Origin of the sequence: Enterococcus infantis, from assembly GCF_049166715.1 — a bacterium.
Classification (GTDB): domain Bacteria; phylum Bacillota; class Bacilli; order Lactobacillales; family Enterococcaceae; genus Enterococcus_C; species Enterococcus_C leclercqii.
This window is the reverse complement of the sequence record NZ_JBMHFB010000001.1, coordinates 352,496-369,704: the sequence shown is the minus strand read 5'-3', so window position 1 is coordinate 369,704 and position 17,209 is coordinate 352,496. Positions and strand designations below refer to the sequence as shown.

Here is a 17,209-nt window from a genome sequence, read left to right as displayed (position 1 = left end):
GGATATTACGGGAAGGATGTACAGTATGCGCAACGAATGGTGGAAAGATGCCGTTATTTATCAAATCTATCCAAAAAGTTTCAAGGATGCCAATGGTGACGGGATTGGGGACTTGGCAGGGATCCAAGAAAAATTGCCTTATCTTAAAGAGCTGGGAGTAGATGCTCTTTGGTTGAGTCCGGTTTATCTGTCACCTCAAGTCGATAATGGTTATGACATCAGTGATTATTATCAGATTGATCCAATGTTTGGCACCAATGAAGATATGGTACAGCTCATTCGTGAGGCACATAAATTAGACCTGAAAATTATCATGGATTTTGTGGCCAATCATACGTCAGATCAATGCCAGTGGTTTCAAGAAAGCCGTAAATCAAAGGAAAATCCTTATAGTGATTTTTATATTTGGCAAGACGGAAAAGCAGATGGGTCAGAACCGAATAATTGGGGATCAAGTTTTGGCGGATCTGCTTGGACCTGGGATGATTCTCGACAGCAGTACTATCTTCACTATTATGCCAAAGAGCAGCCGGATCTAAATTGGGAAAATCCGCGAGTTCGACAGGCCATTTATGACATGATGATTTATTGGAAAAACCTGGGCGTCGATGGTTGGCGCTTGGATGTCATTACTTCAATCTCAAAGGACTGGGACTTTCCTGATAATCCCCGCCCCTTTGCAAAAAATAATCAGCACAACGGGCCCCGGATGCATGAATTTATTCACGAGATGAATCAAAAGGTGTTAACCCCATTTGATATGATGAGTGTGGGGGAAGCGCCAGCCTCTGGAGCAGAAGATGCCCATCTGCTGGTCGATCCCAAACGACAAGAATTGGACATGGTTTTTACCTTCCAACACATGCACATCGATCGTAAAAAAGGAGACGTCAATGATCGTTGGGCATTACAAGCACCTGATTTTATCCAATTAAAACAGATCATGAGTCAGTGGCAAAAAGAACTCGAAGGAAGAGGCTGGAATGCCCTCTACTTTGAAAATCACGACCGTGCGCGAATCGTTTCCAGATGGGGCGATGATGACGTTTATCGTTATGAGTCAGCTACTGCTTTTGCTACAATCCTCCACGGAATGAAAGGAACACCCTTTGTCTATCAAGGAGAAGAAATCGGGATGACAAATCCGAAATTTCCCCTTGCTGATTATATCGATGTGGAATTGAAAGGAAATTTCCAACATTATGTTGAACAACAACAGACTTTGACAGCCGAGGAATTTTTGGCAGCTGTCCATAAGGTGAGTCGCGACAATGCCCGCACGCCGATGCCTTGGAACGATTCAGCCAATGGCGGCTTTTCCACGGGGGCTCCTTGGTTTCAACTCAATCCAAATTATCCGGATATTAATGTTTTGGCCGATCAAAAAGCTCAAAAATCAGTTTTCCATTATTACCAAAAATTGATTCGTCTTCGTCATGAAGAAGCAATTTTGAAAGAAGGCAGCTACCGTCTGTTACTGCCGGAACATCCGACGATTTTTGCTTATGAGCGCAGCCTTCAAGGAAAAAAATGGTTGGTGGTGGCAAATTTATCCGATTCACCGCAAGAGTTACAGGCTCTTTTGCCGTTAGCTGCGGGGGAAATCCGACTCAGTAATTATCAAGATTCGTTAGCTCAAAGTCGATTGAGACCTTATGAAAGCTTCATCTATGAGAGTGGTACCAAGACTGAGAAACTCTAATTTTGTACAGGTTGAAAAGACACTCCCGCAAGAGATGACATTTTTCGCAACAGCTCGTCTCCGTAAGTTATGGGAGGGTTAGAAAAGAATTCAAAAATAAATAATTGTGACCACAATTCCACCAAACGCATGAAGGAACGAGCAATCGTTAAATTCATGCGTTTTTTGTAAATAGCGTTAGTTAGTTGGGACTCTCGGTGGAACCACAGTTTTCAAAACGAAAAGTGCAGTTCCGATACCCAAAATCCCCATCAAAGCTGGAGTAGCATGACTGAATAAATAGAGTTGACCACCGAGAAGCGGTCCAGCGACTCGCGCCAGTGCTTGGATGCTTTGTGCGCCGCCTAGTAGTTGCCCTTGTTGCGCTTGGTTTGCGGATTTGGACAAAAGACCGTTGTAAGCAGGACCGAAAACAGCATCGCCAAAACTGAACAAAATCATGCCGACAATATAAAGCAGTGGGGATTTACCAGAAATAGAGAGCAGCAGCAACAGATAGCCGCTGATCTCTGACAGCATACCGAGTTTGGTAATCTGTTTGTCGTTAAGCACTCGGAGCAAAGATGGCATGACGAAGGTCTGAACGAGAATGTCCATGATTCCAATCATGGCAAACATCAGACCGATGACTGCCGGTTGCCAAGAAAAGCTATCCAAAGAAAGCTGTGCGAAAATTGCTTGTAGCGAACCATTGGGAAGCCAAAGGAGAAAACCCGCCAGTAATAATCTTTTGACATTCGGCAGTAAAAAAAGACCATGTAATTGGCTAAACGGATTCAAGTGGCTTAGGCGGATTGCAAAAGAGCGCTTAGCGGGTTCTAACGTCTCCGGCATAAAGAAGAAACCATAGACAGCGTTTAATAGACTGATGGCAGCACCGACAAAAAAAGGAACGCTATTGCCAAATGCTGCCAAAAATCCACCAATCACCGGCCCTAAAGCAGTACCGATTCCAACGACGGCACTGATCCAACCAAAGTAGCGGGTTCGCTGCTGGGGAGGTGTGATATCAGCAAAATAGGCAAAAAGAGCAGCGATTTCGCCACCAGTCAAGCCATCAATGACGCGGCCGATAAAAAGCAGCCAGAGGGAGCCGCCGATGCCGAAAATCACATAACCGACAGCTGCCCCCACTAAGCTAAGCAGCAGTACCGGTTTGCGTCCAAAACGGTCGCTGAGGGCACCTAAAACTGGTGCGGCCACAAACAGCGCTGCCGCATATGCCGCGGCCAGTAAAGTGACCACAGTAGCTTGGTGAGAAGTTGAAACGTAGGGGGCTACCATAAAAGGCAAGACTGGAGTAACGATGGTCAAACCCAGTCCCGTTAGAAAAACGGAAATGAAGCCGAAGATTACAGCGTGAGGATTAAGTGTTGCTTTATTCATGAAAAGACTCCTTTATTTGCGAAGATTATTTGAAAACGAGAAGACAAGTGTTCAGCTGGTTAGCTCTGGACGGAATTTTATTTTTGTTTCCTGGTTAACAAAATGGAGTCTACACTGTTTTTGTTTCTTCGTCAACAAAAACAATATATAAAAAAACCTCCAAAAATGGAGGCTGCCAAAGTGAGGTGTCACGAATCTTTCAACATGTGTTTCAAATGTTCCCGATAGCGGCCAATAAAACGAAAAACCGTATCGAACTCTTCATCTGTCATATTTGCAAAGGCCGCAGCGTCGCGTTGGGCGAATTCTTCATGCAGTTTTTGATGGCGGCGATTGAGGGTATCCCCAGCTGCGGTCAGGCGAAAGTAAATTTCCTTCTTGTTTTCCGGCGATTGATAATTTTCAATCAACCCTTTTTCGATCATCTTTTTAGTGAGCTTGCTGATGGCGCCACGAGTCATATAGCTGGCAGCTGCTAGTTTGGTAACGTTAGGATTAGGAATCCGTGCAATTTTTTCAATCAGATCGATCTCATTGAGCTTATAGCCTTGCAGCTCCTTTTCCATAGCCGGACGATTGATCCAGACCAGCTCGTTTGTCAAATCTGTCAATTGTGCCATCAGTTGTTGCTGACGTTTCATAGTAGCTCGCTCCTTAAAATCGCTATCGTTTTTCCAGAAAGTATCTTCAATGACACCAGTATAGCATTTTTTGCTTTCCAATCAACAACATGGGCACAAGGAGAAGTGGCGGACAGGCATGGTTGTGGTACAATCGAAAATGAAAAAGACAGCAAGTTTGAGAGGTTAAACTTATGAAATTAACGATTAAAGAAGTGGCAGCGCTGTTCGGTGCTGATCATATTACTGATGAAACAGTCATCAATCAAGTCGAATTTGACAGTCGCAAAGTACAGGCAGGAGATTTGTTCGTTCCCTTGGCTGGGGTGCGAGATGGCCATGATTTTATTGATGCCGCTGCTAAAAATGGGGCAGTGGCAGCTTTTTGGAGTCGCGATAGCCAAGAGCTGCCCGCAGGTGTCACAAAGATTCCGGTGGCAGATCCGCTTGCGGCAATGCAGCAGCTGGCAGTTTACTACAAGAAAAAATTGGCGCCAAAGACGGTTGCCATCACCGGTAGCAACGGCAAAACCACGACTAAAGATTTGACAGCAGCCGTTTTGTCACAACAATTCATTACGTATAAAACCCAAGGCAACTACAACAACAATATTGGCATGCCCTACACAATTTTGCATATGCCGGATGATTGCCAGCTGTTGGTATTGGAGATGGGGATGGATCATGCCGGTGAACTCACTGAATTGTCGGTAATGGGACAGCCGGATGCAGCGGCCATCACTATTATCGGAGAGGCTCATATCGAAAACTTGGGCTCGCGGGCTGGAATCGCAGCGGCAAAAATGGAAATCGTACAGGGACTAGCAACAAAAGGACTACTGCTGGTGCCAGCAGATGAGCCGTTATTGTTGCCGCTACTGGCAGGATTGTCTCAACAGGTGACAACATTTGGTATTCAACAAGGAGACATTTCAGCAACCGTGATTGCAGAAAGTAAAGAACGGACAGTGTTTGAAGTTGCTGGCAAGACCTTCGAAATTCCAGTGATCGGTGCGTATAATGTTAAAAATGCTCTGATTGCCTATGGATTTGGCAAGCATTTTGGATTGAGTGATAGCCAGATTGCCCAAGGATTGGCGACAGTTCAGCTGACCAAAAATCGGACGCAATGGCTGACCGCTAAAAACGGCGCCCAAGTTTTGAGCGATGTCTACAATGCCAACCCAACCGCGATGGCATTGGTTTTAGATACTTTCGGTAAACTACAGACCTCCGACGGCCGCAAGCTGGCTGTGCTGGCTGATATGCTGGAACTGGGTCCGGACTCTCGCCAAATGCACGCCGCCATGGCAGCGCATATTGATGATAGCTACGATACTGTCTTTTTATACGGGACTGAGATGACAGCTCTTTTAAATGCGCTGACTGAAAAAGATGCCGATTTGACTGTGTATCACTTCGACAAGCCCAATAAAAGCGCCTTGATTCAAATGATAAAAGCGGAGTTAGGCCCTGCTGACAGTATTCTTTTGAAAGGAAGCAATGGCATGGGGCTGTCCGAAGTCGTCGAGGCATTGACAGAAGAGTAGTCAGCAGCCTTGAATCACAATTTTCAAGAGCTGAAAACAGTCGCAACTTCATTCACGGAAAGCTGCGACTGTTATTGTGTTGTGAGGTGGGGACTTGTTGAAGTGTGACAAGTCCTTTTAGCTGTGGAAAAGAAAGCCTTGGGAGGTGGCTAGATGCGAATTGATATCTGTGGGTCAGTGGGCAGCGGCAAAACGACGCTGGCCCGGAAATTATCAGAAGAGTATCAGATTCCTTTGTGTGAAAAAGACGAGATTGTTTGGAGACGAGAAGCTGATGGGGACCACAAACGGGCACCAAAAGAACGGGATCAGCTATTTAATGAATTTTTGACACAACGCCACTGGATCACAGAAGGCACACCGCGAAAGATTTTGAGAGAGAGCTTTCAGCAGGCAGACCTGATTATTTTCCTCGAAACGCCGGTAGCTATCCGTCTAAAACGACTCTTCTTGCGATGGTATCAACAGCGCCGGGAAAAGAAAACTTTGGGACAAGCGCCAACTTGGAAGATGTTATGGGCTTATCTCAAATGGACCCGCAATTATCCAAGAGATCGGCGAATATTACTGGAGTGGCTGGCACAACAAGGATTGCAAGAGCGCATCGTCATGGTGAAAAACAGCCAAGCAGCCCAACAACTGATCGAAAAAAAACTTCTTTGAAACGCCGCTTTTGTGAAAGCGGGAAATCAAGGAAGGTTTTTTTATAGCGATTAATAAGGCGGAATTGAAAAACTAACTTGGAAAGTATATAGGCGTTTGTGAACTTCTAAGTCCTTTCTCAAACGCGGTTGTTTGTCATTGCTACTGCCTCTGTTTGATAAAAACGGACCGTGAAAGAAGCGCCACCTTTTTGGACATTTTTAGCGGTAAGACTACCATTTTGTTGACTGATGATCATTCTAGAAAGTGCGAGACCAATTCCGAAGCTAGCGTCATGATGCCGTTTTCCTTGATAAAATCGATCAAACAGAAAAGGAAGATCTTCTTGGGAAATTCCAGGACCGCTGTCAGTAATTGTAATCTCTGAATAAATTGGATTTTTTTGACAGGTGATGGCTATCTGTCCTTTTTCAGGGGTATGCTCTAAAGCGTTTTTTAACAGGTTACTCAGCGCTTCCACCGTCCAAGTGGGATCTACTAAAAGGGTATCTTCTAAGTTACCGTGAATTGCCAGAGAAATATCTGCTAATTCCAGTGGGATTGCAAAGGCTTCAACTGTTAGATGAATCAGCTGTCCCGCTGTTAACTGTACCGGATGATAGACGACCGAACCAGCCTCTAGCTTGGCGATTTTCAATAGTTCAGTAACGAGAATGTCAACTCGTTTTAAAAGCTGTTCTTGTTCTCGAATGATGTGGCGATATTCAGCGTCTGCTAATTCAGGAGTTCGCAGCTGTTCTGTGAGTAAAAAGAGGGTTGTCAATGGTGTTCGGACTTGATGTGCGACGTCTGTCAATGAATTTGCCAGATGATTTTTTTCTTTTTCCAAAGAGGCGGATTGCTCACGTAAGCGATTGGTCATTTTTTCAATTTGATTAGTAAGTATGGCCAATTCTCCTTCTTCTTGAGCCACTACTAAGGATTCTTCTCCATGAAGAATACGGTCGACTTTTTCAGTGACAACTGCAATCTGGTGGTATTGTTGAAATTGAGAAAAGGCAGCACACCCACCAATCAATACGCCTCCACACAAAAATCCTAAAGCCCCAGCTAAAGAAAAAAGGCTAATCAAGATTCCTCCTGTAAGTAGGATTAAGCCCATTGAAAACAGGTTCTGACGAAAAAGTCGATTTCGCAAAAAGAGCATGATTTAGACCTCCAGACGATAACCTAGTCCGCGTATTGTTTTAATTTTTGTAGGGTGTTGTGGGTCTTTTTCGATTTTCTCTCGGAGACGCTTAATATAGACTGTTAATGTATTGTCATTGACGAAATCCCCGGCAACATCCCAAATTTCCTGAAAGAGACGCTCTCTAGTGAGTACTTGACCTGCGTGATTTAAAAATACCAATAGCAGTCGATACTCCAGTGCAGATAAGAAGACCTCATTTCCATCGCGAGTGACCAGACCTTTTACTGTGTCAATGCTAAGATCCTCGATGATATACGTAGCTTGTGCTTCTCCTCGACGACGCAACACATTTTTGATGCGGGACAAGAGTTCTAATGGGCGAAAAGGTTTAACAATATAGTCATCGCCACCTAGATCAAAGCCGGTGACGATACTCGCTTCATCATCCATTGCTGTTAAAAAAATGAAGGGGATATCCAATGCTTTTGCCTGGGAGCTGATTCCATATCCCGATCCATCCGGAAGATTGAGGTCAATCAACAGCAGGTTTGGGTAGATGCTAGAAGGCTTTAGTCTATTTAGGGCATCTTTTCGAGTATGGACTGTTTCACATTCAAATCCATGCTGTAACAGTAATAGCTGCAGCTTTTCAGCGATAGCTTTCTCGTCTTCAATAATTAGGATTCTGGTCATAAGCAGTCCTCATTTCTAGCGGGATGATTACGGTCATTATACGTTAGACCACAAATGATAGCAAAGAGAGTAATATGCTAAATTATGTGAAAATCAGCGGGAGTAGGACATATTTTGAAAAGACATCAGAAAAACTCGTAGAACTTATCCACGAGTTTTATCTGGCAAAGGGATTATTTTTATTGGCTTCGTAAACCGGCGATGATGTTTTTCTTTTGGAGCTTGTGTACAGCATAAATCATAGTGACAAATACGATGATGAAAACGAGGAGAATGCTAATGGCAATTGCCTGCCAGGGTACCAGAAAGGCTTGCTCCACTCCGGAAGTCATAAATTTATAGATGATGAAATTTATAACCATAGCGACTGGTAGACCCCATAGCAAGGCTTTGGTGCCATATAAGAGACATTCAAAGCACATCATTTTATAGATTGCTCGTGGTCCCATGCCGACAGATTCCAGCATAGCAAGCTCTCTTTTTCTGAGATTGATGTTCGTAGCAATTGTATTGAAAACATTTGCGACAGCAATTAGTGCAATGATACTAATAAAACTGTAAACAAAAATTTTAGTAGCAGTCAGCATATTGCGATTTGTTCGGTCTCTTTGAACATTGTTGACGACATTTCCGTCTATACTAGGATAGGCTTGCAATATCCTACGCATCGAACGTTCAACTGTGGTCGAATCATCACTCAGGATCTTATAGTTGAAAATTGTCGTATCGTTGCCAGAATGGAAGGCTTCAGGAATACTCTCCTTTAATCTTTCAAATTGGGAAAAAGGTAGATAGACGTACAGTTCATTTTTATTTGGTGTGTGAAACATCGCGGGTTCTTTTTCAGTGTAGGTACTTAGTTGTAAGTGTGTATTCAAAACAGTACGCTTTTCATCAATGAAACCTGTCAAAGCCAATGTTAGCGGAGTTGTACTTTTCAACAAGTCATAGCTGACAATCTTTTTTTGATCAGACTCATAATATGAAAGATGTGAGTTTGCGATGCCGACAAAAGAATCATTCTGGTAAAAATCAGCAGTAGGTACGCCGAGTTGCTGGCTCCATGAGTTAAATGTAGTATCATCCAGTCCTAAAATGGCTATCATTTGCATTGGATTCTTCTGTGATTTTTCATCAGTAGAATCATTTTTTTCGCGAAGGCTTCTTTCAGATAGCGAGCCTTCAGGAAATTCTGCCATGACATAGCTACTTGCTTGCCAACCTTGGCTTTTGATCTGGGGAATCTGATCAAATTCTTTGAAAATTTCCAAAATACTCTGGGAATCTCCACGAAAAGCAGTAAAACTCAAATCGGATTCTTCAATAGGAGAAGCAGTTTGAATACTATTTTCGACATACATCACCAGTGAAGAGGTACCGATGAATAAAACAATCGAAACAAAGAGCGAGATGATAGTGGAGCGGTATGCTTTGCGATTGCGTTTGAAATTTTTGATTGCTAATACACTTGAAAAGCCAAAAATCTTTGTTGTTAACCAACTTGTTCTAATCTTCTTGCTCTCAAAGTGTATCTGATCATTCTGACGAATAACTGTGATTGCTGAAGCGCGTAACGCCCTTCTTGCGGGTAGCCAAGCCGATAACAAAATGGTAATAAAGCCTACAATTGCCGCCACTATCAGCACTTGCCAACTAGTAACAATCGGCAGCTTGCTTACGACCGCTAATAATTCTGGTTCATTCATTTGTCTCAAGAGAATCAAAAAGCCGGAACGACCAATGTAGACTAGCGACAAACCGCTAATGAGACCAAGGGGGATTGCAATTCCCCCTATCACTAAGCCTTCAAATAAAACTGAATAGCACAGTTGTTTTTTTGTAGCTCCTACTGAAGACAAGATACCGAATTGCTGCAGACGTTCATTAATCGACATGGAAAAAGCATTGTGAATCAATAAGACAGAACCCAGCGAAATCAATAGGATGAAAACTGCTGCAGTACCTGTCAGCATCAAATTAGTATAATTGTTCTGAGTTTCAGCACCGTTTCCTTGTAGTTGCGAGACAGTTGAGTTTAATTGAACAACGACATCCTCCAGCTCTTTTCCAGAATGCTGTTTTTTGAATTCCTGCCATTGACCGGGATCTTTTAAGCGTAGATATAGAGAACTGGGATGGCTATATTTGAGGGGTTCCGCAGTGGTATAAAATTTGTAAACACGGCCCCAAGTCTCTGTGTCTTGTGACGGCTGATAAATTCCTGAGATACGATAATTGGCTTCAAGAGTTGGTTTGAATTCAGCCAAATATTCTTCTATGGAAGAGTCAGAATGGTATGTTTCGAAATTAGTAACAAGAGGCAGGCTTAGTTGGCTGCCAATTTTCAACTTTTTGCCGGTTTGTTCTATGAAATCGGTGGAAACTAATAATTCATGGTCATTCACAGGTAAGTTGCCCTCCAATTTTCCGAAGGGCAGTTTTTTGAACCCTAAAGATTCTACTCCGATAAGTTGGCCGAATGAAGGAACATCCGAGTTATCCATATACTGCTTAGGTAGTGTAGTCAAGGCAAATATATCTGTGAGATAGGACTCGGCCACTTGTTTGTCATTGCGGATCTCTTGCTCTTTTTTTTCCTCTGTTCTGGTTTTGAACTGATAAACCAGTGTGTAGTCTCCGTCAGCTGCAATTGCATCGTTTAACAGTAGTTGGTGAAAAGATGCCGCTAACGTAGTAACCAAAGTAACGAGTGCAACAGACAAAACAACTCCGATAATGGTTACCAACGTACGGGTTTTATTTTTCTTCAGATAGGCAAAAGATACCCTGTTCAAAATGTTCATGGGCGCAGTACCTCATCTCTTATGAGGCGACCGTCCTCGATTTGCAGAATTCGATCTGCCTGTAAGGAGATATTTTCATCGTGGGTGATTACCAACATGGTTTGGTTGTATTCTTTATTTGAACGTCGCAGAAGAGACATGATTTCTTGAGAGTTGGTACTATCGAGGTTACCAGTAGGTTCGTCTGCCAATAAAAGAGCGGGGGCATTCATCAAAGCGCGACCAATGGAAACCCGCTGTTGCTGTCCGCCAGAAAGTTGATTAGGGAGATGACTCTGTCTACTTTCCAAACCTAGTATGCTAAGGAGCTGGGAAAGTCGTTTTTGATTCACTTTCCGGCTGTCGAGCAAGACAGGCAGTGTAATATTTTCTACTACAGATAATACTGGTATTAGATTGAAAAATTGATAAATCAGCCCAACTTCTCTTCGGCGAAAAATCGCTAACTGCTCGAGATTTTGGGAATAGACGTCTGTATCTCCTACATAGACTTTGCCGGAAGAGGGAGTATCAACTCCTCCGATAATATGCATCAATGTAGATTTACCAGAACCCGAGGGACCAATAATCGCTACAAATTCACCTTTTTCAATGGTAAATGAAACATCCGTTAGGGCATTTATCATATTTTCTCCTGTTCCATATTGTTTACTGAGGTTTTCTACCTTCAGGATAGCCATCGTGACCACTCCTTTTATTGTTTGTTTTATCATAACGTAATTTGTGCTTTGGAAAATGACTGCTGTGTGACAGATGTGTCATTTTCCAATCATGTCTGATCTGCCGTATCATTTCCCACCTCGTCTAAATTCCTTTACTATAGAAGAAAACAGTGAACGGAGGTACGAAATTATGCATTGGGCCTATGAAGCAGCCACAAAATTGATGGAAAAACATCCCGAGCAAGTCATTACCTGTGCGTCAGGAGTTAGTCCGTCCGGTTATGTTCATGTGGGAAATTTTCGCGAGATTGCCACCACGTATTTTGTCACCAAAGCATTAAAGGATCTAGGAGGGGATGCACGATTTATTTTGTCATGGGACGATTATGATCGTTTACGCAAGATTCCCGCAAATGTAGCCGGTGTGTCAGAGCATGAAATCGGACTGCCCTATACCAAAGTGCCGGGACCTGAAAAAGCTGAAGCTGGGGTATCTTATGGTGCCTATTTTGAGGGATTGTTCATTGAAGATTTGGCTAAGTTGGGAATAAAACCGGAATATATTTATGAAACGCACCAATATGAAAGTGGGGCTTACGATCAGCAGCTGAAAAAAGCACTGTCTCACCGCCATGAAATTTATGACATCCTAGCCCGTTTTCGTACCGAAGCGGCGGATGAAAAAGAGCGGGAAAACTATTATCCTATCTCTTTATACTGCGATACTTGCGGCCATGACAGTACCAGTATCACGGATTACGACGAAACGACCGGGACCCTTAGCTATACTTGCAAATTTGGACATCAGGGACAACAACAGATTGGTGCCGGTCAAAAAGTCAAATTGCATTGGAAAATAGATTGGCCGATGCGTTGGCAGTATGAACAAGTTGCCTTTGAACCTGGAGGCAAAGACCATTCTTCCAAAAATGGTAGTTTTGATGTGGCTTCGGCTGTTGTACGAGAAATTTTTGGTGGGCAGCCGCCGCTTTATGAGCCCTATGATTTTGTAAATATCAAAGGGCAAACAAAAAAGATGTCCTCTTCTGCCGGCAATATCATCACGCTATCTGAACTTTTGCAGATCTACACGCCGGAATTAGTCTTCTATTTATATGCCAAATACCTGCCAAAAGCTCAGTTTGATCTGGGACTGGATGAAGATGTGTTAAGAAATTATGCTGAGTTTGAACGGAAGGTAAGTGGCATAAAAGAAAAAACCGAAACCGATGAAACGATTCTTCAGATGGTGAAGCTGACTGGTGCCGATTTGCAGGAATGCTATCCGGCATTTGGTCATGTGGTCAGCATTCTTTCACTTACCGGCAATGATCAAGAGCTGACAGCAAAACTGTTGCGAAAAGAGCAGGAGTATTCAGATGAGGCTTTGCAGCATATCTTACCTCGGGCCGCTTACTGGATCGAAAATGATGCCCAAAGCCGATTGTTGAAAGTCCGAGAGACGCCGGATGCAACTGTTTATGGACAATTGGCGCCGGTGGTCAAAGAACAGGTGGCGCGTTTACGAAAATTACTGTTGGAGCAGCCGCAGTTAAAAGATCAGGAATTGATGCAGGCCGTTTATGATTTGACTCCGGCGGTCGCTAAAGCAGAAAAACGGCAGGAACAGCGGGAACTTTTCAAAGGAATCTATCAATTGACGATTGGACAAGACAGCGGACCCCGAATTCCACTGCTGGTAGAAGTAGTGGGACGAGAACAAATGGCGGCTTTATTGGATTTTTGATAATTGAAATTGCCTTTTTACACTGAGGAGAAAAGTAGAAAATTGGTGAGTTTCAATTTAGAATTGAAAACTTGCTGAAAATTTCATTCTGTGGTACAATACTCAAATGCCGAAAAGAAGAACCAGTTGGAAGAAATCTCATCCACGAAATTGACTTGTAGTCTGGCCCCAGGAAATTTTACCTGTTGAGCCTTTTACGTAGAGACTGGGAGACAAGTGCAAGACTGACTTGAAGCCCAGTCTTTTTGCGGATAAAAAGCGACCAAAGGGCTTTGCTGTCCTTTGGTTGAACTTTTTCTAAATGCCTTCGTGAAGCGGTTTTCGGCGACAAAGCAGAAAAGAGAAATGACAGGGACCATTTCTTTTTGACTGTGGGAGAAAACGTGCATCTGAGGTCAGCCTGTTGTTACCGGCACGATCTCAAAGCCAAACCAACGCTTCAATCAACAAGAACGTCGTGCCGGGAAACTCGGCGAAGAAACGACGAATAGGAGGATACTTTTTGAAATTCAACGAACTAAACTTATCACCAGAACTGTTAAAAGCAGTGGAACGCTCAGGCTTTGAAGAAGCAACCCCAATCCAAGCAGAAACAATCCCGTTGGCACTGGAAGGCCGCGATGTGATTGGCCAAGCACAAACCGGTACTGGCAAAACAGCTGCTTTCGGACTGCCAATGTTGGAAAAAATCGACACCAGCCGTCATGAATTGCAAGGGCTGGTTATTGCACCAACTCGTGAATTGGCAATCCAAACACAAGAAGAATTGTACCGTTTGGGTCGTGACAAACGAATCAAAGTTCAAGCTGTTTATGGTGGAGCTGACATTGGCCGCCAAATCCGTGGCTTGAAAGATCGTCCCCACATTGTAGTTGGGACTCCTGGCCGGATGTTGGACCATATCAACCGCCACACCTTGAAACTCGGTACCGTTGGGACATTGGTCTTGGACGAAGCCGACGAAATGCTGAACATGGGCTTTTTGGAAGACATTGAAACCATTATTGCCCAAGTCCCTGATACTCGCCAAACATTATTGTTTTCAGCAACGATGCCACCAGCGATTAAAAATATCGGCGTCAAATTTATGAAAAATCCAGAACATGTACAGATCAAAGCGAAAGAAATGACAGCAGATTTGATCGATCAATACTATGTACGTGCGAAAGATTTCGAAAAATTCGATATCATGACTCGCCTGTTGGATGTCCAAACACCGGAATTGGCTATCGTCTTCGGTCGGACCAAACGCCGTGTTGATGAATTGTCACGAGGCCTGGAATTGCGAGGCTACAAAGCAGAAGGAATCCATGGCGACTTGTCACAGCAAAAACGGATGAGCGTGTTGAAATCCTTTAAAGAAGGTCGCTTGGACATCTTGGTAGCCACTGACGTTGCGGCGCGGGGCTTGGATATTTCCGGCGTGACCCACGTTTACAACTATGATATCCCACAAGATCCTGAAAGCTATGTTCACCGTATCGGCCGTACGGGTCGGGCGGGCAAAGGCGGCATGTCGGTAACCTTTGTTACACCAAATGAGATGAGTTACCTGCACGTCATCGAAAACCTCACCAAAAAACGCATGACAGCATTGCGTCCGCCAACCGAAAAAGAAGCCTTCAAAGGTGCTTTAGGTGCGGCAGTAGAGCAGATCGAAGCTGGTTTGCAGGAAAACGGTTTGGAAAAATATGCCCAAACAGCGGAACAACTTTTGGAAGGCTACGAACCAGAAACGCTGGTTGCTTTATTGCTGAAGACGATGGCAAAAGATCCGGCTGATCAAGTACCAGTTAAAATCACGCCAGAACGTCCGTTGCCATCCGGTAAAAAAGGTGGCGGCTACAATAAGAACAATCGTCGTGGCAACGGTGGCGGCAATAACCGCAATCGTAAAGACGGTGGCAGTTACCGTGGCGGCAAGAGCAAAGGCAGCTACAACAAGGATAAAAACTACAGCGGCGACCGTCGAAAAAACGACCGTCGTGACAATGACCACAACTCAGGCGGTAAAAAACGCGGATTTGTGATTCGTACAAACAACGACTAATAGTTTTAGCTACGAGCAGCAGACTTCGGTTTGCTGCTCGTTTTTATTTAAACAAATCAGCTATCCGGGATTCAGATTGGTGAAACGTCGATGCGCTCTTTTTTTAATTGGCAGAGAGAATGTTTCAAACAATCAGTATGCCTCAGCTGTTTTTTTGCTAAACTATCACTGGGCAAACCAATAGTCAGGACCGGAGTTGTTTTTTTTCTCGTGACAAAACTGTTAGGCAAGTGTTGTAACGATTGATTCTATAAAAGCTTCGTTATTTACTAGCGAGTTTCTTTAAAGTAGATTACTGAAATAGCAAGATTAGTGAATCCTCTGCTTTTCAATTGATGAAGTATTCTTGTAATAAATGTTCAAAAAAGGAGTAAGATTTTATTTAAAAAAAGTGTGCTTTTTCAGGTAGTCGATGTTTTTTTATGGTTTTTGCAGTGTTTTTTGGTAGAATAAGACTAACTCGGAGGCTGTGGCTGACTGCAGATAAGGTAGAAGGATACAGTTATCTGAAAGGACGATATTTTTTATTGAGTCCTCAGATTTGCAAGCAACGGATTTATCTTTAAGGAGAGGGGCGGAAAAAGCCAACATGATCAGAGGAATCGGGATTGATGCAGTTGATCTGGAACGGGTTAAAGAAATCATCGCCAAGAAACCACGGTTTGCTCAGCGAGTCCTGACCTTAAAGGAATTAACGTTATTTGAAAATCTGCCTTTAAAACGGCAGATAGAGTTTTTAGCGGGTCGCTATGCTTGTAAAGAAGCTTTTTCCAAAGCGTGGGGGACTGGGATTGGTAAAGTCACTTTTCAGGACTTAGAAATTTTGACAGATAAATTGGGTGCACCCTATTTCAGTCTTTCGCCTCATAAGGGAAAGACCTTCGTCAGTATTACCCATACAGATACCCTTGCATTTGCACAAGTATTACTGGAAGAATAAGTTGTTTTCAAATTGAGAGATTGTAGCGGGCGTGGTATACTTAAACGTCGTGCTTCGGTTGACAATGGCTGTTTAGCAGTTATCGTCAGTCATTACTCTCAGCATTTTAGTGAAAGAAGGAACGACCGTGGTTGAATCGCTTCATCGTCCGACCCGGATCATCGTACATAATGATGCCATCCGACAAAATATCAAACAAGAAATCGATCGTATGCCAGCAGGCCGAGAATTATTCGCAGTGGTTAAGGCGAATGGCTATGGTCATGGGGCTGTGGCAACTGCAAAAGCAGCGTTGACAGGAGGTGCTCACGGATTTTGCGTAGCGACTGTCGACGAAGGAATCGAATTGCGTGAAGCCGGCTTCACTGAACCAATCTTGATTTTAGGTGTGGTGGATGTGGTGGACCTGCCTTTAGTAGCAGAGCTGCAGCTGGCCTTTCCGGTAGCTAGCCAACAGTGGTTGCAAAAGGCGCGGGCGTACCTGTCAGAAGTTCAAGTAGCGACACCGCTTTTGGTTCATCTTAAAGTAGATAGCGGCATGGGTAGAATTGGCTTTCGCAGCAGTGAAGCAGTCTTGGCGGCATTAGCAGAAATCAACGAGGAACCCCAGATGGTTTTTGAAGGGATATTCACTCATTTTGCGACTGCTGATGAAGTAGACACGGGGTATTATGATGAACAAAATCGCCGTTTCAATAAAATCTTGCAACAACTACCTTGTCAACCGCGGTATGTTCATGTATCCAATAGTGCCACCGCTTTGTGGCATGACCAACCGGTAGGCAATATGATTCGTTTTGGTGTGGCAATGTATGGTTTGAATCCTTCTGGGCATACCTTGCCGGGAGCTTATCCGTTACGGCCCGCTTTGGAATTGGTTTCTCGTCTGGTACAGGTCAAGCATTTGGCAGCTGGTGAAGGAATCGGTTATGGGGAAACGTATATCACAGAAACGGATGAATGGATCGGTACAGTTCCTATCGGTTACGCGGATGGTTGGATCCGCAAGATGCAAGGGTTTAAAGTTCTGGTAGAAGGACAATTTTGTGAAATCGTCGGCCGGGTTTGCATGGATCAAATCATGATTCGGCTGCCCAAGGAATTTTCAGAAGGAACTACAGTCACGCTGATTGGTAAAAACGGTAGTCAAGAGATTACATTGCAGGATGTGGCAGACCAACAGGAGACAATTCATTATGAAGTGGCCTGTTTGTTGAGTGGCCGCATTCCAAGAGAATATACAGATTAGGAAGAGGTAAA

Annotated in this window: 13 protein-coding genes; 7 read left to right on the top strand and 6 right to left on the bottom strand. The window is 43.7% G+C overall.

The window, feature by feature from the left end; genetic code table 11:
• Nucleotides 1-25: 25 nt before the first annotated feature.
• On the top strand, nt 26-1,702 hold the full coding sequence (locus tag ACOMA8_RS01625) for a glycoside hydrolase family 13 protein (RefSeq protein ID WP_421367871.1): 1,677 nt from the start codon (nt 26-28) through the stop codon (nt 1,700-1,702).
• A gap of 177 nt (nt 1,703-1,879) precedes the next feature.
• Here the strand turns inward: ACOMA8_RS01625 and ACOMA8_RS01620 are convergent, their stop codons facing one another.
• Nucleotides 1,880-3,088, bottom strand: a complete 1,209-nt coding sequence (locus ACOMA8_RS01620) for an MFS transporter (RefSeq protein WP_421367869.1) — start codon at nt 3,086-3,088, stop codon at nt 1,880-1,882.
• Between the two features lie 188 nt (nt 3,089-3,276).
• A complete protein-coding gene (locus ACOMA8_RS01615; protein WP_421367866.1) occupies nt 3,277-3,729 on the bottom strand; it encodes a MarR family transcriptional regulator in 453 nt (150 codons plus the stop codon).
• 173 nt (nt 3,730-3,902) lie between these two features.
• Between ACOMA8_RS01615 and ACOMA8_RS01610 the strand changes: the two genes are divergently transcribed.
• Nucleotides 3,903-5,258 (top strand): UDP-N-acetylmuramoyl-tripeptide--D-alanyl-D-alanine ligase, encoded by a 1,356-nt coding sequence (locus ACOMA8_RS01610; RefSeq protein ID WP_421367864.1) that lies wholly within the window; start codon nt 3,903-3,905, stop codon nt 5,256-5,258.
• 153 nt (nt 5,259-5,411) lie between these two features.
• Complete coding sequence (locus ACOMA8_RS01605) at nt 5,412-5,921, top strand: AAA family ATPase (protein WP_421367861.1); 510 nt, start codon at nt 5,412-5,414, stop codon at nt 5,919-5,921.
• Nucleotides 5,922-6,039: 118 nt separating this feature from the next.
• Here ACOMA8_RS01605 and ACOMA8_RS01600 read toward each other — a convergent pair whose 3' ends face one another.
• The 4 genes from ACOMA8_RS01600 to ACOMA8_RS01585 form a co-directional block, all read right to left on the bottom strand.
• Nucleotides 6,040-7,068: a sensor histidine kinase gene (locus ACOMA8_RS01600; RefSeq protein WP_421367858.1), complete on the bottom strand. Its 1,029-nt coding sequence runs from the start codon at nt 7,066-7,068 to the stop codon at nt 6,040-6,042.
• 3 nt (nt 7,069-7,071) lie between these two features.
• A complete protein-coding gene (locus ACOMA8_RS01595; protein WP_161898496.1) occupies nt 7,072-7,746 on the bottom strand; it encodes a response regulator transcription factor in 675 nt (224 codons plus the stop codon).
• Nucleotides 7,747-7,925: 179 nt separating this feature from the next.
• A complete protein-coding gene (locus ACOMA8_RS01590) occupies nt 7,926-10,550 on the bottom strand; it encodes an ABC transporter permease (RefSeq protein ID WP_421367854.1) in 2,625 nt (874 codons plus the stop codon).
• Nucleotides 10,547-11,230 (bottom strand): ABC transporter ATP-binding protein, encoded by a 684-nt coding sequence (locus ACOMA8_RS01585; RefSeq protein ID WP_421367851.1) that lies wholly within the window; start codon nt 11,228-11,230, stop codon nt 10,547-10,549. The genes ACOMA8_RS01590 and ACOMA8_RS01585 overlap by 4 nt, the downstream gene beginning before the upstream one ends.
• A 172-nt stretch (nt 11,231-11,402) precedes the next feature.
• Here ACOMA8_RS01585 and lysS point away from each other — a divergent pair, with 172 nt between their 5' ends.
• From lysS to alr, 4 genes are all read left to right on the top strand, one after another.
• Nucleotides 11,403-12,959: a lysine--tRNA ligase gene (gene lysS / locus ACOMA8_RS01580; protein WP_421367849.1), complete on the top strand. Its 1,557-nt coding sequence runs from the start codon at nt 11,403-11,405 to the stop codon at nt 12,957-12,959.
• A gap of 502 nt (nt 12,960-13,461) precedes the next feature.
• Complete coding sequence (gene cshA, locus ACOMA8_RS01575; protein ID WP_161898492.1) at nt 13,462-15,009, top strand: degradosome RNA helicase CshA; 1,548 nt, start codon at nt 13,462-13,464, stop codon at nt 15,007-15,009.
• 589 nt (nt 15,010-15,598) lie between these two features.
• Nucleotides 15,599-15,949, top strand: coding sequence for a holo-ACP synthase (gene acpS / locus ACOMA8_RS01570; RefSeq protein ID WP_161898491.1), 351 nt, complete (start codon nt 15,599-15,601; stop codon nt 15,947-15,949).
• A gap of 127 nt (nt 15,950-16,076) precedes the next feature.
• Nucleotides 16,077-17,198: an alanine racemase gene (alr, locus tag ACOMA8_RS01565; RefSeq protein WP_421367846.1), complete on the top strand. Its 1,122-nt coding sequence runs from the start codon at nt 16,077-16,079 to the stop codon at nt 17,196-17,198.
• Nucleotides 17,199-17,209 lie beyond the last annotated feature (11 nt).

What these genes read in the sequence shown, in the direction of transcription:
- ACOMA8_RS01625 (WP_421367871.1), top strand. Translation starts at nt 26, where the DNA reads ATGCGCAACGAATGGTGGAAAGATGCCGTTATTTATCAAATCTATCCA.
- ACOMA8_RS01620 (WP_421367869.1), bottom strand. Translation starts at nt 3,088, where the DNA reads ATGAATAAAGCAACACTTAATCCTCACGCTGTAATCTTCGGCTTCATT.
- ACOMA8_RS01615 (WP_421367866.1), bottom strand. Translation starts at nt 3,729, where the DNA reads ATGAAACGTCAGCAACAACTGATGGCACAATTGACAGATTTGACAAAC.
- ACOMA8_RS01610 (WP_421367864.1), top strand. Translation starts at nt 3,903, where the DNA reads ATGAAATTAACGATTAAAGAAGTGGCAGCGCTGTTCGGTGCTGATCAT.
- ACOMA8_RS01605 (WP_421367861.1), top strand. Translation starts at nt 5,412, where the DNA reads ATGCGAATTGATATCTGTGGGTCAGTGGGCAGCGGCAAAACGACGCTG.
- ACOMA8_RS01600 (WP_421367858.1), bottom strand. Translation starts at nt 7,068, where the DNA reads ATGCTCTTTTTGCGAAATCGACTTTTTCGTCAGAACCTGTTTTCAATG.
- ACOMA8_RS01595 (WP_161898496.1), bottom strand. Translation starts at nt 7,746, where the DNA reads ATGACCAGAATCCTAATTATTGAAGACGAGAAAGCTATCGCTGAAAAG.
- ACOMA8_RS01590 (WP_421367854.1), bottom strand. Translation starts at nt 10,550, where the DNA reads ATGAACATTTTGAACAGGGTATCTTTTGCCTATCTGAAGAAAAATAAA.
- ACOMA8_RS01585 (WP_421367851.1), bottom strand. Translation starts at nt 11,230, where the DNA reads ATGGCTATCCTGAAGGTAGAAAACCTCAGTAAACAATATGGAACAGGA.
- lysS (WP_421367849.1), top strand. Translation starts at nt 11,403, where the DNA reads ATGCATTGGGCCTATGAAGCAGCCACAAAATTGATGGAAAAACATCCC.
- acpS (WP_161898491.1), top strand. Translation starts at nt 15,599, where the DNA reads ATGATCAGAGGAATCGGGATTGATGCAGTTGATCTGGAACGGGTTAAA.